Genomic DNA, 21,254 nt, shown 5'->3' on the forward strand with positions numbered 1-21,254 from the left:
CCAATCACAACAACGATAAACCGACTACGATGACCAACAACGACCTCCCGCCGGGCGCGGACGAACCCCATGCACCCCGGCGCGCCGACTTCGGCGCCGATTTCCTGTGGGGCTGCGCCACGTCCTCGTACCAGATCGAGGGCGCGGGTGCCGTCGACGGCCGCGTCGAATCGATCTGGGACCGCTTCGCCGCGACACCCGGATCGATCCGCGACGGCTCGTCCGGCCACGTCGCGTGCGACCACTACCACCGCTGGCCCGAGGACCTGGACATCGGCCGCGACCTGGGGCTGAACGCGTACCGCTTTTCGATCGCGTGGCCGCGGATCTTCGACGGCACGAGCGGCAGGCCAAACGAAAAGGGCCTCGATTTCTATTCGCGCCTCGTGGACGGCATGCTGGAGCGGGGCCTGCAGCCCTGGGCCACGCTGTATCACTGGGATTTGCCGCAATGGCTGCAGGACCGCGGCGGCTGGGCCGCGCGGAGCACCGTCGATGCGTTCCTCGAGTTCGCCGATGCGATGACGCGCCGCCTGGGCGACCGTGTGTCGCACTGGATCACGCACAACGAGCCGTGGTGCACGGCGATCCTCGGCAATTACGAAGGCTGGCATGCGCCCGGCCTCAAGGATTTCGGCACGGCGCTGCAGGTGGCGCACCACGTGCTGCTGTCGCACGGTAAGGCTGTCCCGCTGATCCGCGCGATCGTGCCGGATGCGAAGGTCGGCATCGCCCTGAGCCTGCACCCGCTGCGGTCCGCGAGCGCCGACCCGCGCGACGTCGCGGCGATGGAGCGCCATGACGGTATGCGCTACCGCTGGTTCCTCGACCCGTTGTATGGCCGCGGCTACCCGGCCACTACGCTCGCACAGGTGGGGGAGGCAGCCCCCGTCGTGCTGCCCGGCGACATGGACGCCATCGCCGCGCCGACGGACTTCCTCGGCGTGAACTACTACTTTCCGGAGACGGTCGCCGATGCGCCGGGCCACGGCCCGCTCGGCACGCGCGTGCTGCCGGCGCAAGGCGAGACGACCTCGCTGGGCTGGCCAGTGGCGCCGCAGGGCCTCGCGGAACTGCTGGCACGCGTCGACCGCGACTACCGTCCCGGCCCGCTGTACGTGACGGAGAACGGCGCCTGCTACGACGACGTCGTCGGCACGGACGGTGCCGTGCGCGACACGGCGCGGCGGCGCTACCTGATGCGCCATCTGGCCGCGCTGCGCCAGGCCGTCGCTGACGGCGTGCCCGTGAAAGGCTATTTCGCCTGGAGCCTGCTCGACAACTTCGAGTGGGCGGAAGGCTATCTGCGCCGTTTCGGCCTCGTGCACGTGGACTATGCGACGCAGCAGCGCCGGCTGAAGGACAGCGCGAAGTGGTATCGCGCCTTCCTGGGCCGGAACTGATCGGCGGGCCTTTCGCAACGGGTGATTGACAGCGCGGGTGTTTGCATTGAATAATCTGCCAACGTGGTTGGAATCGTTTCCAACCACAACCGCAGACCCATAACGACACCACCGGAGACACCCGCATGACCATCCACCGCACCCGGACGGCGCGCACGCGCATCCCCCTCCGCCTGGCCGCCGCGTGCGCACTGGCGCTGGCCGCCTGCGGCACCGCCGCCGCACCGGCCGCACCCGCGCTGACGAGCTGGCCGCACCTGCGCAGCGCCATCCGCCCGGACGCCGCGCTCGAGGCGCGCGTGCGCGAGATCGTTGCGCACATGACGCTCGCGCAGAAGGTCGGGCAGATGACGCAGGCGGAGATCAAGACGGTGACGCCGGACGACGTCCGCACGTACTACCTCGGCTCCGTGCTGAACGGCGGCGGCAGCTGGCCCGGCAACGACAAGCACGCGCACGCCGCCGACTGGCTGAAGCTCGCGGACGCGTACTACGACGCGTCGATGGCGACGGACATGGCGACCAAGGTCCCGATGATCTGGGGTACCGATGCCGTCCACGGCCATAACAACGTCTACGGCGCCACCATGTTCCCCCACAATATCGGCCTGGGCGCCACGCGCGACGCGGACCTCGCGCGCGCGATCGGCGCCGCGACCGGAAAGGCCGTGCGTGCGACGGGGATCGCGTGGGCATTCGGCCCGACCGTCGCCGTCGTGCGCGACGACCGCTGGGGGCGCACGTACGAAAGCTATTCGGAAGACCCCCAGCTCGTGAAGCGCCTGGCCGGCCCGTACGTCAAGGGCCTGCAGGATGCATTCAAGAGCGATGTGAACGTCATCGCCAGCGTCAAGCATTTCATGGCGGACGGCGGCACGGAATTCGGGGTCAATACCGGGGTCGCGAAGGTCAGTGAGCGCGACATGATCAACATCCATGCGCAAGGCTATTACGCCGGGATCGAGGCGGGCGCGCAGACCGTCATGGCCTCGTTCAATTCGTGGAACGACGTGGCGGCGGGCCGCGACCACGGCAAGGTGCACGGCAGCCGCTATATGCTGACGGAGATCCTGAAGGACAAGATGGGCTTCGACGGCTTCGTCGTCACGGACTGGAACGGCATCGGCGAAGTGCCCGGCTGCCGCAACGACAGCTGCGTCCAGGCCATCAACGCCGGCGTCGACATGGTGATGGCGCCCACCGACTGGAAGGCGTTCATCGCGAACACGATCCAGGACGTGGAGGCCGGACGCATCCCGCAGGCGCGCATCGACGATGCAGTCAGCCGCATCGTGCGCGTGAAGTTGCGCGCCGGCGTGTTCGGCAAGCGGCCGTCGCAGTCCGCTTGGGCCGGCAAGGATGATGCGCTGCTCGCCAAAGACCTCGGCCGCCGCGCCGTGCGCGAATCGCTGGTGCTGCTGAAGAACGAAGGGCCTGCGCTGCCGCTGGCGCCTTCCAAACGCATCCTCGTGGTCGGCAAGGCCGCCGACAGCATGGCCAACCAGACGGGCGGCTGGGCGCTCACGTGGCAAGGTACGGCGAACACGAATGCCGACTTCCCGCAGGCCGACACGATACTCGCGGGCCTGAAGGCCGCCGGCGTCGACGTGACGTACAGTGCGGACGCGGCGGACGTCGACCCGACGCAGTTCGATACCGTCATCGCCGTGATCGGCGAGGCACCGTATGCGGAAGGCGATGGCGACATCGCGCCGTCCGGCACGTTGCGCCATTCCAGCCGCTATCCGGAAGACCTGGCCGTGCTGCAGAAGGTGCACGGCAAGGGCAAGCCGGTCGTTACCGTGTTCCTGTCCGGCCGCCCGCTGTGGGTCAACGACTTGCTGAACCTGTCGGACACGTTCATCGCCGCATGGCTGCCGGGCACGGAAGGCAAGGGCGTGTCCGACCTTCTCGTCGCGGACAAGGGCGCGAAGCCGTATGAATTCACGGGCAAGCTGTCGTTCTCGTGGCCGAAGGGTGTGTGCCAGACGCCGCTGAACGTGGGCGATGCGGGGTATGCGCCGCTGTTCGCCTACGGCTATGGCCTGAAGCGCGGCGAGCGCTCGCACCTCGGGACGCTCGATGCGACGTACCCGGCGGGTGGTTGCAGCAGCGCCGACACGTACACCGTGTACGGCCAGGCCGACCGCGCCAGCTTCCCGCTGCGCATCGTCAGCGGCACGCAGGCCGTGCCGCTCGGCGCGGACCTGAATGCGGGCACGAGCCTGCCGGGCATCGCCGTGGCCATCGCCCAGATCAAGACGCAGCAGGATGCGAAGCTCGTCACGTGGACGGGGCCCGCGACCTTTGAGGCGCATGGCCCCAGGCCGCTCGTCTTGCCCGCCGCGCTGGCCGGGAAGGCCGCGCTGCGCTTCGACACGCTCGTGGACCGCGCCCCGGCCGGCAAGGTCACGATCGCGATGGCGTGCGGCGGCACACCCTGCGGCACGGCGCTGGACGCGACACGGCTGTTCACGCGGCTGGCGGGCAAAGGCCGGCAGTCCGTCGCGATTCCGCTGGCGTGCTTCCGCGCGCACGGTGCCGACCGGGCGCGCGTCGACACGCCGTTCCGCGTGACGAGCGATGGGCCGTTCGCGGCCGCCTTCGGCAACGTCGATGTGACGAGTGCCGCGGACGCTGTCGCTTGCGAGGACCTGCAATGAGCGCATACCGGCTGCTGGCCGACATCGGTGGTACCAATGCCCGCTTCGCACTGCAGGCGCCGGGCGGCGGATTCGCCGATATCGAGGTGCTGGCTTGCCGCGACTACGATCACGTGAAGGACGCGATCGACGCCTACCTCGCGCGCGCCACCGCGCGCGGCCGCGCGACGGACGATATCCGCCACGCCGCCATCGCGATCGCGAATCCGGTCGAAGGCGACGTCGTGAGCATGACGAACCACCACTGGCGCTTTTCCATCGCCGGCCTGAAGGACGCGTGCAGCCTCGCCACGCTGCTGGTCGTGAACGATTTTGCGGCGCTGGCGCAGGCGTTGCCGCACCTGGATGCAACGGGCCGCGTACGGATCGGCGGTCCTGAGGCGGCGGCCGTCGACGGCCGTCCCATGGGCCTCGTCGGCCCCGGCACGGGGCTGGGCGTCTCCGGTGTCGTACCGGCAGGCGAAGGACGCTGGATCGCGCTGCCGGGCGAGGGCGGGCATGCAAGCTTCGCGCCCGTCACACGCGCCGAGATGCGTCTGCTGGACGCCCTGTGGGAGGAATACGGCCATGTATCGGCCGAGCGCCTGTTGTCCGGTCCGGGCCTGGAAGCGATCCACCGCGCGCTGGCCGGCGACAGCCTGGCCGCGGCGGACATTTCAGCGCGCGCGCTGGACGGCAGCTGCGCCGCGTGCCGCGCGACGGTCGACGCGTTCTGTGCCATCCTCGGCAGCGTGGCCGGCAACGTCGCGCTCACGTTCGGCGCGACGGGTGGCACGTATATCGGCGGCGGCATCGTGCCCCGTCTCGGGCCGTTGTTCCACGCCTCCGAATTCCGCGCGCGCTTCGAAGGCAAGGGCAGGCTGCAGCCTTATCTGGCGCGCATACCGACGTGGCTCGTCACCGAGCCGTATCCCGCACTGCGCGGCGTGGCCGCGCTGCTCGACGCCGCAACACGATAACCAAAACGAGGAGACCTCATGGCAGCTACCCCCAACCCGTCCACGACCGTGACGGCGGCACCCTCCGCGAGCACGACGAACACGGGACCGCTCGTCATCGTCACGATCCTGTTCTTCATGTGGGGCCTGCTCACATCGCTGAACGACGTGTTGATCCCCCATCTGAAGGCGATCTACACGCTGAACTACCTGCAGGCGATGCTCGTGCAGTTCTGCTTCTTCGGCGCCTATTTCATCGTGTCGCTGCCGGCCGGCGCCCTGATCCGCCGGCTCGGCTACCAGAAGGGCGCCGTCACGGGCCTGTTGATCGCGGCCGTCGGCTGCGCGCTGTTCTATCCGGCCGCGCAAGGCGGCTATGGCCTATTCCTGTTCGCGTTCTTCGTCCTGGCGGCCGGCATCACGATCCTGCAGGTCGCCGCGAACCCGTACGTGACGGTGCTCGGCCCGGCCGCGACGGCATCCAGCCGCCTCACGCTGACGCAGGCGTTCAATTCGCTCGGCACGACCGTGGGCCCGGCATTGGGCGGGATGCTGATCCTCGGCGGGGCGGGCACGGTCACGTACGAGTTCACCGTGCAGGACGCGGCCGGCCAGGCGGCGCACCGCGCGCACGAGGCGGCCACCGTACAGGGTCCTTATCTCGCACTGGCGGCGGCGCTCGCGATCCTCGCCGCGCTGTTCGCGCTGGCCCGGCTGCCCCGCATCGACCACGCGGCCGCGGACGACGCGGTCGCCGCCACGACCGGCTCGGCGCTGCAGTACCACCACCTCGTGCTGGGCGCCGTCGCCATCTTCCTGTACGTGGGCGGTGAAGTGAGCATCGGCAGCTTCCTCGTGAATTTCCTGGGTGAGCCGAACGTGGCCGGCATGCCGGCGGCGCGGGCCGCGAGCTACGTCAGCGTGTACTGGGGCGGCGCTTTGATCGGCCGCTTCATCGGCTTCGGCGTGATGCGCGTCGTCAGCCCCGGCAAGGCGCTGGCGTTCAATGCGCTCGCCGCCATCGCGCTCGTGCTGGCCGCCGTCTTCGGCCACGGGCAGGCCGCGATGTGGGCGATCCTCGCCGTCGGCTTGTGCAATTCCATCATGTTCCCGACGATTTTCAGCCTGGCGCTGCACGGCCTCGGGCGCCACGCGGGCCAGGGTTCCGGCATCCTGTGCATGGCCATCGTGGGCGGCGCCATCGTGCCGTTCGCGCAGGGCTGGCTGGCCGACCGCGTGGGTGTGCAGCCATCGTTCTTCATCCCGGTCGCGTGCTATGCGTTCATCCTGTTCTTCGGGTTGAAGTACGCGAACCTGCATCGGCAGGGCGCGTCGACCGCCTGACACTGGCGATGCCGGCGGCTTTGCAGTAAAATGCCGGCATCCCATTGGGGAGTAGCCTGCTTCCGCACCCCGCGGAAGCGCCCGTATCAACATACTCGTCGACTTACGGTGGACGTGGTACGGGCAGCCGTTTCGGTTGGCAAGACCTTTGGTATGCCTGCGCGTTCATCGGGCCGCGCCGGCATGCCATCGTCATTGCCCGACTGGAAACACAATGAATTTCGTCGCCACCGCCGCACTCGCCCTCGCCATGTCCACCGACGCATTCGCCGTCGCCGTCGGCAAGGGCGCCGCGCTGCAACGTCCCCATCTCCGCGAAGCCCTGCGCACGGGTGCCATCTTCGGCGTCATCGAAGGCATTACGCCCGTCATTGGCTGGGCGCTGGGCCACTGGGCGGCGCCCTACGTCGAGGCTTGGGATCACTGGATCGCGTTCACCTTGCTGCTCGTCCTCGGGCTGCGCATGATCCGCGAGGGCCTGTCCGCCGCGGACGACGAGGACGAGAAACCGTCGTCACACGGGTTCTGGCTGCTCGCGGTGACGGGGTTCGCCACGAGCATCGACGCGCTCGCGGTCGGCGTGGGTCTCGCGTTCATCGATGCGAACATCGTGACCGTGGCCGGCGCCATCGGCTTCTCGACGTTCGTCATGGTCACGCTGGGCGTGATGGTGGGCCGCGGCCTCGGCAAGCTGGTGGGCAAGCGCGCCGAGCTCGTGGGGGGCCTCGTGCTGATCGTGATCGGTGCCGCGATCCTGTATGAGCACCTCGGGCACGCCGCTCGATGATTCGTGCGTGGATGGTCGGCACGGTGTGCCCACCCTACGGGCCCGCCTTCGCGGGCCTGGTTACGGCTTGCCCGCCGGGCAGTAGCGCTCGACGTACTGCTGGTGCGGCGGCAGCTGCGACGCGGTGCGGCGCACGCCGCTCCTGATGCCGTCCAGGAAGCCGCGCAACTCGTCGTCGCCCATCAGGTCCGCGCTCGGGTGCCACCGTTCGGGCGTCATGCCCTGGCCCAGCATCACCTGCACCCAGGAGTTTTCCGCGAACAGCTCGTTCCCTTCGCGGAAGACGCGGCCGCTGTCGCGGAACAGGTCGATGCGGTGCTGCAGGCTCGCCGGCACGGCCATCGTCGCCGCGTCGTGCCAGTACGGCGTGTCGTGCCGGTTCGTGACCTTGTAGTGCAGGATGATGAAGTCGCGGATCGTGCGCAGGTCGTCCTCGGTCTGCGCATTGAACTCGTCGACGTCGGATTGCTGGATGCCGTGCGTCGGGAACGTCTGCAGCAGCCGCACGATGCCGCGCTGGATCAGGTGGATGCTCGTCGACTCGATCGGTTCCAGGAAGCCGGCCGCGAGCCCCAGGCCGATGCAGTTGCCGGCCCAGACGCGCTCGCGCTGGCCCGGCTTGAAGCGGATCACGCGCGGCTCCGTCAGCGCCTTGCCTTCGACATTACCGAGCAGCGCGGCGCGCGCCGTGGCCTCGTCCACGTGGCGGCTCGAGAACACGATCCCGTTACCGGTGCGGTGCTGCAGCGGAATGCGCCATTGCCAGCCCCAGTCGTGCGCCATCGAGCGCGTGAGCGGCACGGCGGGCCCGGTGGATTCCGTCTGCACGGCGATCGCCGTGTCGTTGAACAGCCATTGCGACCAGTCGTCGTAAGGCACGCCCATCGTCTGGCCCAGCAGCAGCGAGCGGAAGCCCGTGCAGTCGATGAAGAGGTCGCCCTCCACGCGGGTGCCCGAATCCAGCACGAGCGCCGTGATGTGGCCCGTGGCCGGATCGGTGTCGACGCTGGCGATCTTCGCCTCGATGCGCTCCGCGCCGAAGTGCTCGGAGAAGCGGCGCAGGTAGCGCGCGTAACGCGTCGCGTCCAGGTGGTAGGCATAGTTGATGCCCTGGTTCGGCAGATGACCGAAGCGCTTTTCCTGCGCCGCGACGAGTTCCAGGCAGTAGTCGCCGTAGTCGCTCGCGAGGCCGCGGTCGCGGCCCTTCAGCCAGAAATGCTGGAAGCCCGCGGTCCAGTGGTCCGTGCCGGTCATGCCGAACGAGTGGATGTAGTCTTCGCCCCGCGCGCGCCAGCCTTCGAAGCTGATGCCCAGCTTGAAGGTGGCCTGCGTGGCGGCCATGAATTCCTGCTCGCCGATGTCGAGCAGGCGGTGGAAGTGCACGAGGCTCGGGATCGTCGCCTCGCCCACGCCCACGGTGCCGATGTCGTCCGACTCGACGAGTTTGATGTCGATGACTTTGCCCAGCGTGCGCGCCAGCGCCGCCGCGGCCATCCAGCCCGCGGTGCCACCGCCCGCGATGACGACGCGGCGGATCGGGCGCCCAAGGCCTGTTTGCTTGTTGTTGTCCATGTCTCCTCCTGGCTTCAGCGGTTGATGCGGCGCAGCAGCTGCCCGCGCAGCACGCGTGCGCCGTCCTCGTCGAGCGGCGACAGCGCGTAGCGCGCGTCTTCCGGCAGGTGCGCGAGGGTCGCGGCATCGGGTTCGAAGATGTAGTGGCGGAAGATCTCTTGCCACGCGCTTCGCTGCGCCGGCGGCAGGTCGCGCATCGTCAGCAGCGCGAGCATCAGCGCGTTCGTCGGCGTGTCCATCCAGTCCGGCGACTGGCGCCACCAGTAGTTCACCAGGACGTTGAACGGGGACAGCGCTTCCACGTGGTGCCACCACATCGACGGGACGAACAGCGCGTCGCCCGGGCCCATCTCGGCGACGAGCGCGTGGTCGAGCGCCTCGGCGTAGCGGGGGAACCGTTCGAAGTCCGGACTCCGCACGTCGACGAGGCTGATGGCCTGGCCGGCCGGATTGAAATCGAGCGGCCCCACGTACAGGTTCTTCAACTGGTCCGGCGGGAACAAGGTGAAGCGGCGCTCGCCGACGGCGACGACGGCAAGGTTGTCCGGCAGGTCGTAGTGCGTGGCGACGACGGTGCGGTTGCCGATCCAGATGCTGGCCAGCGCATCGCGCCCGCCCAGGTCGACGTCGTTGGCGGCGCGCAGGCCGGGCAGGGCGCCGTCGATCGATGTGGACCCCACGTAGATGGCGCCCGGATCGGGCCTCGCGCGGTGCACGGCCAGTTCGTCCAGCACCTGGTCGAGCCGCGCCCGCACGTTCTGGAAGTTGAAGCCGGTGATGCCTTCGTTGTAGAAGAAGCGGCCGCCGATCTGCGGCGGGCCGAGCATCGCATTCACGGTCGCATCACGATAAAAGCCACGCAGGTAGGCGTCCGCGGATTCAGCCGACTCGCGTCCCGCGCGCACGAGCGGCCAGTCGGCGGCGAGGCCGCGCACGACGTAGGGCGCCGTTGCGCGCAACATCTCGTCCGGCAGGCGGCCATCGACGGCCGCGACCTCGCGGACAGGTTTAGCGCCGGCCGGCATTGGCGCGGTTCTTCCGTTGGATCAGCGCGCGGAACTGGGCCAGCGACGCGACGGCCATATAGATCGCCTGCAGATAGCCTTTGGCGTGCAGGCTTGCGAGCTGGTCGGCGGACAGTTGCGCGAGGCGGTCCTCGTTGATCGTGTAGAAGCCGGCCAGGCGGTTCTGCGAGCCGTCGTCCAGTTCCACGTCCAGCACGAACGATTCGATGAGTTCGAGTTCGACGAGGGCGGCGACGAACGCGCGCGACGCAGCCAGGCCGTCATGGATCGTGCGCAGCACGGAGCTGATGCGTTCCAGGTATTCGCTCGTGCCGCCATAGGTCAGGAACAGTGCCTCGCCCTCGATGCCGCCATCGCGCACGCGCGGGCTGTCCAGGTCGATGTGGACGGACAGCTCGTCGCCGCGTCCGATCATGAACGGCTGGCGTTCGACGGTCAGCGGGATCGCGGGCGCGTCCCAGCCGTTCGGGCCGAGGAACAGGTTCTCGCCCTGCTCGAAGCCCAGCAGGGCGAGGGCGTCGTAGCTGCCGTTGCCGTCCTGCGCGAACACGATCGGGTAGCAGGCTTGCAGGTCGCGGAATTCGGCGGGGAAGGTCAGTGCCGACATCACGGCGTCGCCGTACGCCGCGCCGCGGGTGGTGACGACGCGCAGGTTCTTGTGGTCGACGTTGTTCAGGGGTGCATGGTTGGCCATGGTTCGTAGTCTCTTCGTTGTCGTTGTTGTGGTGGTTGCCGGGCGCGGTCGCTAGCCCGCCGGCATGCCGTACTGGCGGATGTGGTCGAGCATCGCGCGGTTCGGGGGAAGCTGCGGCAGCATGCGGGCGGTGAGCCGCGCGGCATCGCGGAAAAACTGGTCGGCACGCTCGGGCAGGTCGGACGCGCGCTCGGGCAATTCGGGCCGGAAGCCCATCCCGTACAGCACGTACTGCCAGCTGGCGGACGGAAAGATCTCTTCGATGCGCGGGAAATCGCGCCACGCCGGGGCACGGGTACGCCACAGCGCAAGCAGTTCCGACAGCCGGGGCGAGCGCGTGCGCGCCGCGCGGTGGTCGGTCCAGTACGCGGCATCCGTGCGCTTCGACAGCACGTAGTGCAGCTTCAGGAAATCGATGATTCTCTCCCAGCGATACATGAACGCATCGTTGAAACGGGCGGCGACGGCGTCCATCTGCGCGCGCGTGGCGGGCAGGTCGTCGGCGAGCCAGCCGGCCGACAATTCCACGAGCGCGAGCGCGGACGCTTCCAGCGGCTCGATGAAGCCGGCGGACAGGCCGACGGCGACGACGTTGCGTTCCCAGAAGCGCGCGCGGTAGCCCGGGTCGAACGCGATCCTGCGCGGCGCCGCAATGTCGCCGACGATGCCAGTGCCGGCGAGGTAGGCCCGCAAGGTGCGCTCGGCCTCGTCGTCGCCGCAGTGGACGCTGGAATACACGTAGCCGACGCCGCGCCGCGTGGGCAGGCCGATGTCCCAGGTCCAGCCGCAGGCCTGCGCCGTCGACGTGGTTTGCGACGCGATCGGCGTGTCGGGCGTGGGGTAAGGCACCTGCACGGCGAGCGCGCGGTCGTTGAACAGCACGTCGCGCTGCGATACGAACGGCACGCCGTAGTGGCGGCCCAGCAGCAGCGAGGCCATGCCCGTGCAGTCGATGAACAGGTCGCCCTCGATCGCGCCCGCCTCGCGCGTGCGCAGCGCGGCGATGTCGCCGTTGTCGAGCGAGACGATGTCGGTGACGTGCGCCTGTACGTGGCGGACGCGCAGCTTGTCGACGCAGTGGCGCTGCAGGAACAGGCCGAACTTGCCGGCGTCCAGGTGGTAGCCGTAGTTGGCGACCCCCGCGAATTCCGGCGTCTGCGGCTGCTTCGGCGCGCAGCCGGCGCGGCACAGGTGCGGCTGGTAGCTCACGAGGTCGGCGAACGGCGTGCCGCGGTGCGCCCGCTGCCACGCGGCCGCGAGGTTCGCGTCGCCGTGGCCATGGGGCAGGGAGAAGGGGTGGAAATAGGTGTCGGAGGCAGCACCGTCGACCCAGCCATCGAAACGCGAACCCTGCTTGAATGCGGCGTCGCACTCGCGGAAGAACGCGGCTTCGGAGACGCCGATGCGCTGCAGAGTTTCCCGCATCGATGGCCACGTGCCCTCGCCGACGCCGATCGGCGCCACCCCGGGAGACTCCACCAGCGTGACGGACAGGCGCGGATGCTCGGCCGCGAGGACGGCCGCCGTCAGCCAGCCGGCGGACCCGCCGCCGACCACGACGACCTGTTGGATGGGTTGACTCATCACAGCTTCCTTATTTCCGGTGGGCCGCATGAGTCTACCTGAAAATGCTGTATTTGGAACAACTTTTTATACGCTGAAACCGATTACGGCAGGCTACACATCCGCCGCGGACCGGAGTCCGCGGCGGATGGGCTACGTTAGAACTTGTAGCGCGCGCCGACCATGTAGCGCGGACCCGACTGCGTCACGAACAGAGCCTGATGCTGGTCGCGGCCGTGCACGCGGCTCGTCGCGTTCATCAGGTTGATGCCTTCGAACTGCAGGCTCAGTTTCGACGTCAGATTGTAGCCCACCGACAGGTCGAACTGGCCATACGGTTCCACGTAGTTCGGGTTGGGACCCGAACCGTCGAACGTCGACGACAGGAACTCGCCGCGCCAGTTGTACGCGGCCCGCACGTTCCACTTGTCGTTCTCGTAGATGCCGACGAGGTTCGCGGAGTTCGACAGGCCGACGAGCGCGAACTGCTCTCCGGTGCTGCCGTTGTCGTAGCGCAGGCCCGAGTGTACGTACGTGTAGTTCGCCGACACGCCGAAGCCGGTGTTGCCGAACATGTGCTGGAGGTTGAATTCCAGGCCGTTCAGGCTCGCCTTCTTCTGGTTCGAGAACGTCGTGATCTGGAAGTGCGCGACCGGATCGCCCGGCTGGCCGACGATGCTGCCGGTCGGGTTGCCGCTGCTGTCCGTGCCCGTCACCGTCACACCCGGCGCCGTCGGATGGTGAGTGAAGATGTAGTTGCGGATGCAGCCCGTGTCCGCACCGCAGCCGGATGCCGACGCTTCGTTCCACAGCGCGCCGCCGACCGGCGTGTGCAGGTTGAACGGCGTGGCGTCGATCTTCGACTGGCCCGCGTAGTTTTCCAGGTCTTTATAGAACGCGTTGACGGAGAAGAAGCTGTCCTTCCCGTAGTACCACTCCCACGACAGGTCGAAGTTCTTCGACTTGACGGGCTTCAGCGCCGGGTTGCCCTGCGAGCCCGTGCCGCCGTCGACGCGCGCCAGCGTATTCAGGATCTGGCCGCCGGCGATCTGGTCGTAGCGCGGACGGCCGATCGTCTCGCCATAGCTCGCGCGCACCTTCATGTCGGCGCGCAGGTCCATGTCCCAGTCGACCGACGGCAGCAGGTTGTGGTACTTGCCCGTCAACGTGGTGAACGAGGGCGAGCCGAATTGCACGGGGAATTCGTTCGCGGAGACCATCGTGATCGACGTGGCCGTCGGCACGAGGGCGGTCGAGACGACGTCCGTCTTCTCGTAGCGCACGCCGATCGCCGTGTGCATCGGGAGTGCCGTGTCCCAGTCCGTATTGAACTGGACGAACAGGTTCTTCGACTTTTCCTCGGTGCGCTGGTCGGTGTCGAACGTGTTCTTCGGCAGGTACATCTCGGGCATGCCGGACGCCTTGGACACGGTGTCGCGCACTTGCGCGAAGTTGAACGTGTAGAACGTGTTGAACAGGTTCGGGTTGCGGCTGCCGGACAGCTGGTCGAAGTACTGGCGCACGGAGTCGGCGTGCCACAGGCTGCTCGGGTAGTCGGACGGTTTCGTCGCGCCGGTCCACGAGTCGCGCTGCTGCGTCGAGAACGCGGAGCGGTTCTTGACGTTGGTGACACCGACGCCGAAGTTCAGGTTCGACGCTTCCAGCATGCGCAGGCGGCCCTTGAACTGGGCCTGGCTCACTTCGCCCTTCATGTAACCGTTCTGGAACACGGAGCCCGTGACCTGCTGCGGCGCGTTGACGAAGTCGGCGCCCTTGACCGACAGGACGGGGAAGTCCTCGGAGAAGTCGGCCGTCGTGTCGCCGCGCGAGAAGCTCGCCGTGCCCAGCGTATTGTTGGAGCCGAACGGGCTGTCCGCCTTCGATTCCGCGGTGGAGTGGTGTGCGTCGAATTCCAGCTTCAGGTCGCGCGTGGCGCGCCACTGCGTGTTGAAGCCGAGCGACTTGTTTTGCGTCTTGGTGGCGAAGTCCGCACCGCCCATCGCGATGTCGCTGTTCCCGGCCGGGATGAACTCCGTGTAGACGAGCGGCGCGGCGACCGGGCCGTTGGTCCACGTCGACGCCGACGGGCCGAAGTTGAACCACGCGGAGACGTCGTTGCGCTTCGTCTGCAGCTTGTTTTCCGAGTACGTGTAGTCAAGGGTCGTCGTCAGCTCTTTCACCGGCTGCCACTGCAACGTGAGCTGGCCGTTGGTGCGCTGGCGCTTCACGCCCGTCATGCTGTAGTTGAGGTTCTGCGGCACCTCGTAGATATCGGTCGGCTTCGGATGGTTGCCGACGTTTTCCGAGCCCGGCTGGCCCGCGTTCGGGATCGTGCCCCAGTTGTTCTCGTCGCCGCGGAACGGACCGCGCCAGCCGTTCGACACGGCCGCCTGGTTGAAGCCGAGGTTGCGCTCCTGGTAGCTGGCCGATACGCCCAGGCCCCAGTGGCCATCCTTCGACGTGGTCGAATAGATGCCCGAGAATTCAGGCGTCGTCGACGAACTGGCCTTGACGTCACCCGGCAGCTTGTTGTTCGACGTGTCGTGCACGGCCTTGATGCCGATGCTGGACCAGGTGCCCAGCTTGTCCAGCGGACGCGCCGTGATCACGTTGACGGTGGCGCCGATGCCGCCCGCGGGGTTCTCCGCGCGGCTGGTCTTGTAGACCTGCAGCTGCGAGATCGCTTCCGACGCCAAGTTCGAAAAGTCGAACGAGCGGCCATTCAGGTCGCCCAGGTTCGACGTCGGCATCTGGCGGCCGTTCAGCAGCACCAGGTTGAAGTCGGGACCCACGCCGCGCACCGTGATCTTCTGGCCTTCGCCGTTCACGCGGTCGATCGACACGCCCGAGATGCGCTGCAGCGATTCGGCCAGGTTCGTGTCCGGGAATTTGCCGATGTCCTCGGCGACGATGCCGTCGACGATGCCGTCCGACTGCCGCTTCAGGTTCAGCGACGATGCCAGCGACTGGCGCAGGCCCGTCACGACGACTTGCTGCACGGCGGTGGTGGGGATGTCGCCGCCGCGGCTGTCGTCGGCCGCGGTGGTCTGGGCGTAGGCGGGGATGAAGGCGGCGCACGCGCTCGCCACGGCCAGGCTGATCAGTTTTGGGTGTGCCTTGGGGTAATGCATGGGGTCTCCTGTGTTTTTCTCTGTTTATTCTTCGGCGCTCGCGCACGGGCTGGTCTCAAATCCGTCTGTCCTCCTCATCATTTCCGTTTCCAATTGCATGGAAACGTTTCCATATCGTGCTCGAATCTTATGGTCAGAAAAATTTATTGTCAACGGATTGTTCAGTTGATCATGGCTACCATGGCCGCACCGCGTGCCGTTCATGCAACACTTATGGCAGCTGGTGTTGCCCCGGATCCCGGAGCGAGGCCGCGACGGGCGGTGGTCGTCCCGTTTGACATCGAAAAATCGGCAGTGCTATATTGGAAACGGCGTGGTAGCGTTTCCACTTCTGAGCCTTTTCGAGTTCATTCCGTACGGGAGAATCGATGACGATGCGCAGGATCGCGGCCGTGTTGGGCGCAGCGTGGTTGACCGCGGCGGGGCCGGCGTCCGCCCAGATGCAAACGCAGCCGCCCGGCTGGGTGCTCGACTGGAGCGACGAATTCGACGGCCCCGTGCTGGACCGGACGAAGTGGGTGCCGGAGACCGGAGGCAACGGCTGGGGCAACGACGAACTCGAGTTCTACACGGCGCGGCCGGAGAACGTGCGCGTGGATGGCGGCAACCTCGTCATCGAGGCGCGCCGCGACGACTACGGCGGCCGTCACTACACCTCGGCGCGCATCAAGACGGCCGGCAAGGTCGAGCGCACGTACGGCCATTACGAGGCGCGCATCAGCATTCCGCGCGGGCAGGGCATCTGGCCCGCGTTCTGGCTGCTGGGGGCCGACGTCGACAAAGTCGGCTGGCCCCGTTGCGGCGAGATCGACGTCATGGAAAACATCGGGCGCGAACCGGCCATCGTCCACGGCACCCTGCACGGACCGGGCTACAGCGGCGAGCACGGCATCGGCGAGCCGTCCGTGCTCGACCGCGGCACTTATGCCGACGACTTCCACGTCTACGCCGTCGAATGGGAACCGCGCGAGATCCGCTGGTACCGCGACGGCGTCCTCTATCACACGGCGCGGGCCGACACCGTCAAGGGCGACTGGGTCTTCGAGCACCCGTTCTTCGTGATCCTGAACCTCGCGGTCGGCGGCGGCTGGCCCGGCAATCCGGACGCCACGACCGTGTTCCCCCAGCAGATGCTCGTCGACTACGTGCGTGTTTACCGCCGCGCGCAATGACGGGCGCGCCCGGCGCTTTTTCCGCAGGCATGGCATCATGGCGGGTTGTGGCGCCGCGCGGGGCGGTGCCGGCGGGTCGTGGAGGATGCATGCGGTTGGGGAGATGGTTGGCGCTGAGCGTGGCGGCTTGGACGATGGCGGGCTGCGCGCCCCCGCTGCGGCCCCTGCAATCGCTGTCCGACCCCGAGGTGCAGCGCGTCATGCGGCGCGAGCAGGTGCAAGGCCTGGCGCTGGCGACGATCGAGAATGGCCAGGTCGCGCGCGTGCGCGTGTTCGGCACGCGCAACGCGGCGCTCGGCCAGCCGCTGACGCCCGACACGGTGATGTCCGGCGCGTCGCTCACGAAGACCGCGTTCGCATACATGGTGCTGCAGCTCGCGGACGAGGGCAAGCTGGATCTCGACGCACCGGTGACGAAGCTGCTGCCGCAGCCGCTGCCCGCGTACCACGTGCGGCCGTACGATTTTTCCGACCTCGCCGGCGACCCGCGCTGGCAGGCGCTCACGCCGCGCATGCTGCTCGCGCACAGCGGTGGCTTCGCGAACTTCCGCTGGCTCGAGCCGGACGGCCACCTGCGCATCCACTTCGATCCCGGCTCGCGCTATGCCTATTCGGGCGAGGGCTATACGCTGCTGCAGCTGATCGTTGAGCGCGGCCTGGGCCTGGACGTGGGCCAGGAGATGCAGCGCCGCGTCTTCGACCGCTTCGGCATGCGCAACACGAGCATGCACTGGCGTCCCGACTTCGCCGAGAACGTGGCGGACGGCTACGGCTTCGACGGCGCCATGCAGCCGCACGAGCGGCGCTACCGCGTGCGCGCGGCCGGCTCGATGGACACGACGATCGCCGACCAGGCCAAGCTGTGGGCCGGCATCATGCGCGGCGACGGTCTGCGCCCGGACACGCGCGCCGCCTTGGCGACCGGGTGGCTCCCCATCACGTCGCGCCACCAGTTCCCGACGCTGGCCGGCGGCGAGGTCGCGTGGCCGCAGAAGCTGGCGTCGGGCCTGGGCGTCGTCACGTTCGAAGACCGCTCGGGCACTGGCTGGTTCAAGGGCGGCCACGACGACATGACGGCCAACTTCGTGCTGTGCATGGAGGCGGGCCAGCGCTGCGTCGTGATGCTGTCGAACGACGTGCGCGCCGAACGCCTGTATCCGGAACTGGGGCGCCAGGCGCTGGGCCCCGACGACATGCCGTGGAGCTGGGAATACGACTGGATGGAGGCGCCCTGACGGCAGGCGCGCCGCGCAGCGGCCGGCAAGAATCGGCAGCGCGCGTTACACTTGCCGTTTTGCCTGGAGCGCAGGATTGACTTCACCGCCTTTGTCCACCCCAGTGCTCGACCGTCCTCGCATTGAGCCCGCACCGCATCCTGCGATGCCCACTTGGCTGATGCTCCTGATCGCCGCCGCGTGCGGCCTGATCGTCGCGAACTTGTACTACGTGCAGCCGCTCGTCGGTCCGATCCGCGAAGCCCTTGGCCTGCCGGCCGGCGCGGCGGGGCTGCTCGTCACGCTCACGCAGATCGGCTATTGCGCGGGCCTGCTGCTCGTCGTGCCGCTGGGCGATCTGCTGGAAAACCGCCGGCTCGTGCTCGCCCTCGTCGGCCTGCTCGTCCTTGCGCTCGTGGCGGCGCCGTTCGTGCCGCTGCTCGCGCAACCCGCGCCCATGTTCCTCGCCTGCGCCTTGCTGATCGGCTTCGGCGCCGTCGCCGTGCAGGTGCTCGTGCCGTACGCGTCGCACATGGCGCCGGAACACGTGCGCGGCCGCGTGGTCGGCAACGTCGTCAGCGGCTTGATGTTCGGGATCATGCTGGCCCGCCCCGTCGCCAGTTTTATTACGCACATGTGGTCGTGGCAGGCCGTGTACTGGCTGTCGGCCGTGCTGATGGTGGGGCTCGCGCTCGTGTTGCGCGTACTGCTGCCGCCGCGCCGCCCGCATTCGGCGCTCGCGTATCCCGCGCTGCTGGCATCGATGCGTGGGCTCGTGCGCGACCTGCCCGTGCTGCGCCGGCGCGCCATCTACCAGGCCGGCATGTTCGGTGCGTTCAGCGTGTTCTGGACCGTGACGCCGCTGCTGCTCGCGAGCCCGGCCTACGGCATGAACCAGCGCGACATCGCGTGGTTCGCGCTGGCCGGCGTCGCGGGCGCGATCGCGGCGCCGATCTCCGGCCGCGTGGCGGATCGCGGGTGGACGCGTCCGGCGACGGCGTTCTGCATGGTGCTCGGCCTGCTGTCGTTCGTACCCACCTTGGGCGCGGCCGCGGGCGGTAGGCCAAACCTGTACCTGCTCGTGGGGGCGGCCGTCGCGCTGGACTTCGCCGTGTCGGGCAACCTCGTGCTGGGCCAGCGCGCGATCTATGCGCTGGGCGCGGAAGTGCGCGGCCGCGTCAACGGCTTGTACATGGCGACGTTCTTCCTGGGCGGCGCGACGGGGTCGGCGCTGGGGGCGTGGAGTTTCGCGCACGGCGGCTGGCAGGCCGCGTGCGCCGTGGGGATGGGATTGATCGGGGCGGTGCTGCTCGTGTTCCTGACCGAGCGGCGCGCGTAATCAGTGCGACGTCTTGAGCATCGCCGGATAGCCGACGTCCTCGGTTGCCTTCTTGAGGTCGGCGACCGTGGCGCGCGTGTCGTCGTAGACGATGATGGCTTCGCGCTTCGCATAGCTGACCTGCACCTTCGACACGCCCGGCACTTTCGACAATGCCGTCTTGATGGTGATGGGGCAGGTGGCGCAGTCCATCGTCGGCACGGTGAGCTGGACGGTCTGCTGCTTGGCTGCGGCGAACGGGGCGGCGGCGAGCAGCGCAAGGAGGGCGAGGGTGCGGGTCGGAGTCATGATGGCGGTCCTCAATAGAACAATGGGGCGATCAGCGGAAAGCCCAGCAACAGCGCGACGAACAGGGCGCAGGCGATGAATATGCGGCGCAGCAGGGGACGGGTCGTCGCGCAAGCGCCGTCCGCGACGTCGCACGCGCGCGCGGGGCGGAACACGAGCCAGCCCGCCCACGCCAGCGCGCCGAGCGTGAGGGCGACGGCGTACGGCGTGACGGGCTTCAAGGCCTGCAGATTGGCCATCCATGCCCCCGTGATGCCGACCAGCACGAGCGCGAGCGGCAGCACGCAGCAGGTGGACGCGAGCAGCGACGCCAGCACCGCGACGGCGAGCAGCCTGCCGGCCTTGCGGTCGGCGGTATCGACGGGTTGGCGCGCGAGCGTGGGCATGGCGGATCGGCGGGTCAGAGGGCGCGCGACGTGATCGTGTACTTGAACGAATCCGGATCGAGCGGGTCGTACGCTTCGCCGTTGCTCTGCGCCTGCGGATACATCAGGAAGCCGACCTTGCCCGCGGCGGAGCCGGGCAGGCGCACGTCGTGCGCGAAGTTATAGCCCATCCAGTTGCCTTCCCAGCCGCCGAACAGCGCATGCTTGACGGGGGCGACGACGGGATTGTCCGGGTCCTTGATCCAGTTCGGCGTTTCCTGGCGCATGACCTTGGCCACGTCGGCCGGGTCCATCGCGACCCAGCCATGGCGCTTCAGGTACACCTCGGCACGGCAGTGCTGCGCGCCCTGCAGCGACGCCGGCTTGCCGCCCAGTTCCTTGTAGCCGAACGCGCTCGGCGCGACGCGGATGCCGTACACGTCGCGTGCGGGCACGCCCGACGCACGCGCGAGGCCGACGAACAGGCCGTTCAGGTCCGCGCACTTGCCGCCGAAGTTGCCCGTTTCGAGCATCGTCTTGATGTCGCCCGTGCCGCAGCCCTTCACCTTCGGCTCGCGGAACGTGTTCAGCACGATCCAGTCGTACAGGCGCTGGACTTTTTCCTCGTCCGTGCGCGCGCCCTTCGTGATCGTCAGCGCCGTCTTCTTGACGATGCCGTTCAGCGGCACCAGGTCGGTCGGCTGCAGCCACAGGCGCAGGTCCTCCGGCGTCTCGGTGCCCGGCGCCTGGCGTTTCCAGTCGACTGCGCGGTCGCGCGTCTGCACGCGCGAGACGACTTCGAGCGCCGGCGGGACGCGCCCGTCGAATTCGGCGACGAGGAAGCGCGCGCCGTAATGCGGGTCGGTCTGGACGTGCGTCTTCGTCGCGTTGCCCGTCCAGTTGCTGGACAGGCTGCGCTGCCATTCCGTATCGATCGACGGCAGCGGGATCCACACGGTCGACGGGCCGGACGCGTGCTGCAGGCTCACCTTCGTCACCACCTCGTAGCTCTTCCAGTCGCCCGGACGCGGGTCGAAATGGCGTTCCTGGTCTGGCGTGGCCAGGACGGTGCCGGGCAGGCCCGTCGCGAGGGCGAGGCCGCCGGCCGCTTTCAGCAGCGCGCGGCGGGTGGTGTTCAGGTTGGAGTCTTGCATGGTCGTTTTCCCTCGTTCTCTATTTTGCTATTTCTGGTTGTGTGATCGTTGCGGCACCGGCTCGGCCAGCAGCGCGTCGATGGCTGCGCGCAGCCGTGTATCGTCCGGCGGAATCTCGCCCACCGTGCGCCAGCGCGCGCGCCCGCGCCGGTCCACGACGATCGTCGTCGGCATGACGCCCGGCGTCCAGCGCTTGAACGCGTCGCCGGTGCGGTCGCGCAGCACGACGTAGGGCAGCGGATGCGCGGCGGTGAACTTCTGGATGCTCGTCAGCGGCTCCTTGTAGTTGACGCCCACGACCTCCACGCCGTCGCGTCCCGCCAGCGCGCCCAGCACGGGCAACTCGTCGACGCAGGGGCCGCACCAGGCGGCCCAGAAGTTCACGACGACGACTTTCCCGCGCAATGCGGCCAGGTTCCATGCCTTGCCGTCGAGGCCCGTCACCTGCAGCGCGGGCGTCGGCTGGCCGGCGGGCCAGGGACGCAGCTGCGCGTCCTTCGCCGCGGCGGCGCCCGCACCGGCGCCCAGCAGTACCGCGAACAGCAAGCGGGCGGCGGTGCGGGATGACATCGTGGTGGGCATCGTTGGCGTGCGAAATCGAA

At 68.3% G+C, this 21,254-nt stretch carries 17 protein-coding genes and 1 riboswitch; of the genes, 8 read left to right on the top strand and 9 right to left on the bottom strand.

Annotated features, from left to right (window positions below):
* Nucleotides 1-29 precede the first annotated feature (29 nt).
* From NX784_RS00730 to mntP, 5 genes are all read left to right on the top strand, one after another.
* Entirely contained in the window at nt 30-1,403 is a 1,374-nt protein-coding gene (locus tag NX784_RS00730; RefSeq protein WP_258814759.1) for a GH1 family beta-glucosidase, read from the top strand.
* A gap of 125 nt (nt 1,404-1,528) precedes the next feature.
* On the top strand, nt 1,529-4,066 hold the full coding sequence (locus tag NX784_RS00735) for a glycoside hydrolase family 3 protein (protein WP_258814760.1): 2,538 nt from the start codon (nt 1,529-1,531) through the stop codon (nt 4,064-4,066).
* The gene (locus tag NX784_RS00740; RefSeq protein ID WP_258814761.1) at nt 4,063-5,025 is read left to right on the top strand and encodes a glucokinase; all 963 of its coding nucleotides are present in this window, start codon (nt 4,063-4,065) and stop codon (nt 5,023-5,025) included. The genes NX784_RS00735 and NX784_RS00740 overlap by 4 nt, the downstream gene beginning before the upstream one ends.
* A gap of 18 nt (nt 5,026-5,043) precedes the next feature.
* The gene (locus NX784_RS00745) at nt 5,044-6,348 is read left to right on the top strand and encodes a sugar MFS transporter (RefSeq protein ID WP_258814764.1); all 1,305 of its coding nucleotides are present in this window, start codon (nt 5,044-5,046) and stop codon (nt 6,346-6,348) included.
* 33 nt (nt 6,349-6,381) lie between these two features.
* Nucleotides 6,382-6,557: riboswitch (yybP-ykoY riboswitch) on the top strand.
* Between the two features lie 5 nt (nt 6,558-6,562).
* The gene (gene mntP / locus NX784_RS00750) at nt 6,563-7,135 is read left to right on the top strand and encodes a manganese efflux pump MntP (protein WP_258814765.1); all 573 of its coding nucleotides are present in this window, start codon (nt 6,563-6,565) and stop codon (nt 7,133-7,135) included.
* Nucleotides 7,136-7,195: 60 nt separating this feature from the next.
* Here mntP and NX784_RS00755 read toward each other — a convergent pair whose 3' ends face one another.
* From NX784_RS00755 to NX784_RS00775, 5 genes are all read right to left on the bottom strand, one after another.
* Entirely contained in the window at nt 7,196-8,707 is a 1,512-nt protein-coding gene (locus tag NX784_RS00755) for a tryptophan halogenase family protein (RefSeq protein WP_258814766.1), read from the bottom strand.
* 14 nt (nt 8,708-8,721) lie between these two features.
* Complete coding sequence (locus tag NX784_RS00760; protein ID WP_258814767.1) at nt 8,722-9,732, bottom strand: cupin-like domain-containing protein; 1,011 nt, start codon at nt 9,730-9,732, stop codon at nt 8,722-8,724.
* Complete coding sequence (locus NX784_RS00765; RefSeq protein WP_258814768.1) at nt 9,716-10,426, bottom strand: SapC family protein; 711 nt, start codon at nt 10,424-10,426, stop codon at nt 9,716-9,718. Before NX784_RS00765 ends, NX784_RS00760 begins: the two co-directional genes overlap by 17 nt.
* Before the next feature lie 51 nt (nt 10,427-10,477).
* The gene (locus NX784_RS00770; protein ID WP_258814769.1) at nt 10,478-12,010 is read right to left on the bottom strand and encodes a tryptophan halogenase family protein; all 1,533 of its coding nucleotides are present in this window, start codon (nt 12,008-12,010) and stop codon (nt 10,478-10,480) included.
* 137 nt (nt 12,011-12,147) lie between these two features.
* Nucleotides 12,148-15,120: a TonB-dependent receptor gene (locus NX784_RS00775; RefSeq protein WP_258814770.1), complete on the bottom strand. Its 2,973-nt coding sequence runs from the start codon at nt 15,118-15,120 to the stop codon at nt 12,148-12,150.
* Nucleotides 15,121-15,488: 368 nt separating this feature from the next.
* Here NX784_RS00775 and NX784_RS00780 point away from each other — a divergent pair, with 368 nt between their 5' ends.
* The 3 genes from NX784_RS00780 to NX784_RS00790 all read left to right on the top strand — a co-directional run bounded on the left by NX784_RS00780 (nt 15,489) and on the right by NX784_RS00790 (nt 18,845).
* Nucleotides 15,489-16,292: a glycoside hydrolase family 16 protein gene (locus tag NX784_RS00780; protein WP_258814771.1), complete on the top strand. Its 804-nt coding sequence runs from the start codon at nt 15,489-15,491 to the stop codon at nt 16,290-16,292.
* A gap of 89 nt (nt 16,293-16,381) precedes the next feature.
* Nucleotides 16,382-17,527, top strand: coding sequence for a serine hydrolase domain-containing protein (locus tag NX784_RS00785; RefSeq protein WP_258814772.1), 1,146 nt, complete (start codon nt 16,382-16,384; stop codon nt 17,525-17,527).
* A gap of 145 nt (nt 17,528-17,672) precedes the next feature.
* On the top strand, nt 17,673-18,845 hold the full coding sequence (locus tag NX784_RS00790; RefSeq protein WP_258814773.1) for an MFS transporter: 1,173 nt from the start codon (nt 17,673-17,675) through the stop codon (nt 18,843-18,845).
* Here the strand turns inward: NX784_RS00790 and merP are convergent, their stop codons facing one another.
* The 4 genes from merP to NX784_RS00810 are packed head-to-tail and all read right to left on the bottom strand — an operon-like array spanning nt 18,846 to nt 21,222.
* Complete coding sequence (gene merP, locus NX784_RS00795; protein ID WP_258814774.1) at nt 18,846-19,133, bottom strand: mercury resistance system periplasmic binding protein MerP; 288 nt, start codon at nt 19,131-19,133, stop codon at nt 18,846-18,848.
* Nucleotides 19,134-19,144: 11 nt separating this feature from the next.
* A complete protein-coding gene (locus NX784_RS00800) occupies nt 19,145-19,519 on the bottom strand; it encodes a mercuric transporter MerT family protein (RefSeq protein WP_258814775.1) in 375 nt (124 codons plus the stop codon).
* A gap of 14 nt (nt 19,520-19,533) precedes the next feature.
* Complete coding sequence (locus tag NX784_RS00805) at nt 19,534-20,652, bottom strand: transglutaminase-like domain-containing protein (RefSeq protein WP_258814776.1); 1,119 nt, start codon at nt 20,650-20,652, stop codon at nt 19,534-19,536.
* A gap of 27 nt (nt 20,653-20,679) precedes the next feature.
* A complete protein-coding gene (locus tag NX784_RS00810) occupies nt 20,680-21,222 on the bottom strand; it encodes a TlpA family protein disulfide reductase (RefSeq protein WP_258814777.1) in 543 nt (180 codons plus the stop codon).
* Nucleotides 21,223-21,254 lie beyond the last annotated feature (32 nt).

This window comes from Massilia pinisoli (assembly GCF_024753285.1).
GTDB classification, from domain to species: Bacteria; Pseudomonadota; Gammaproteobacteria; order Burkholderiales; family Burkholderiaceae_D; genus Telluria; species Telluria pinisoli.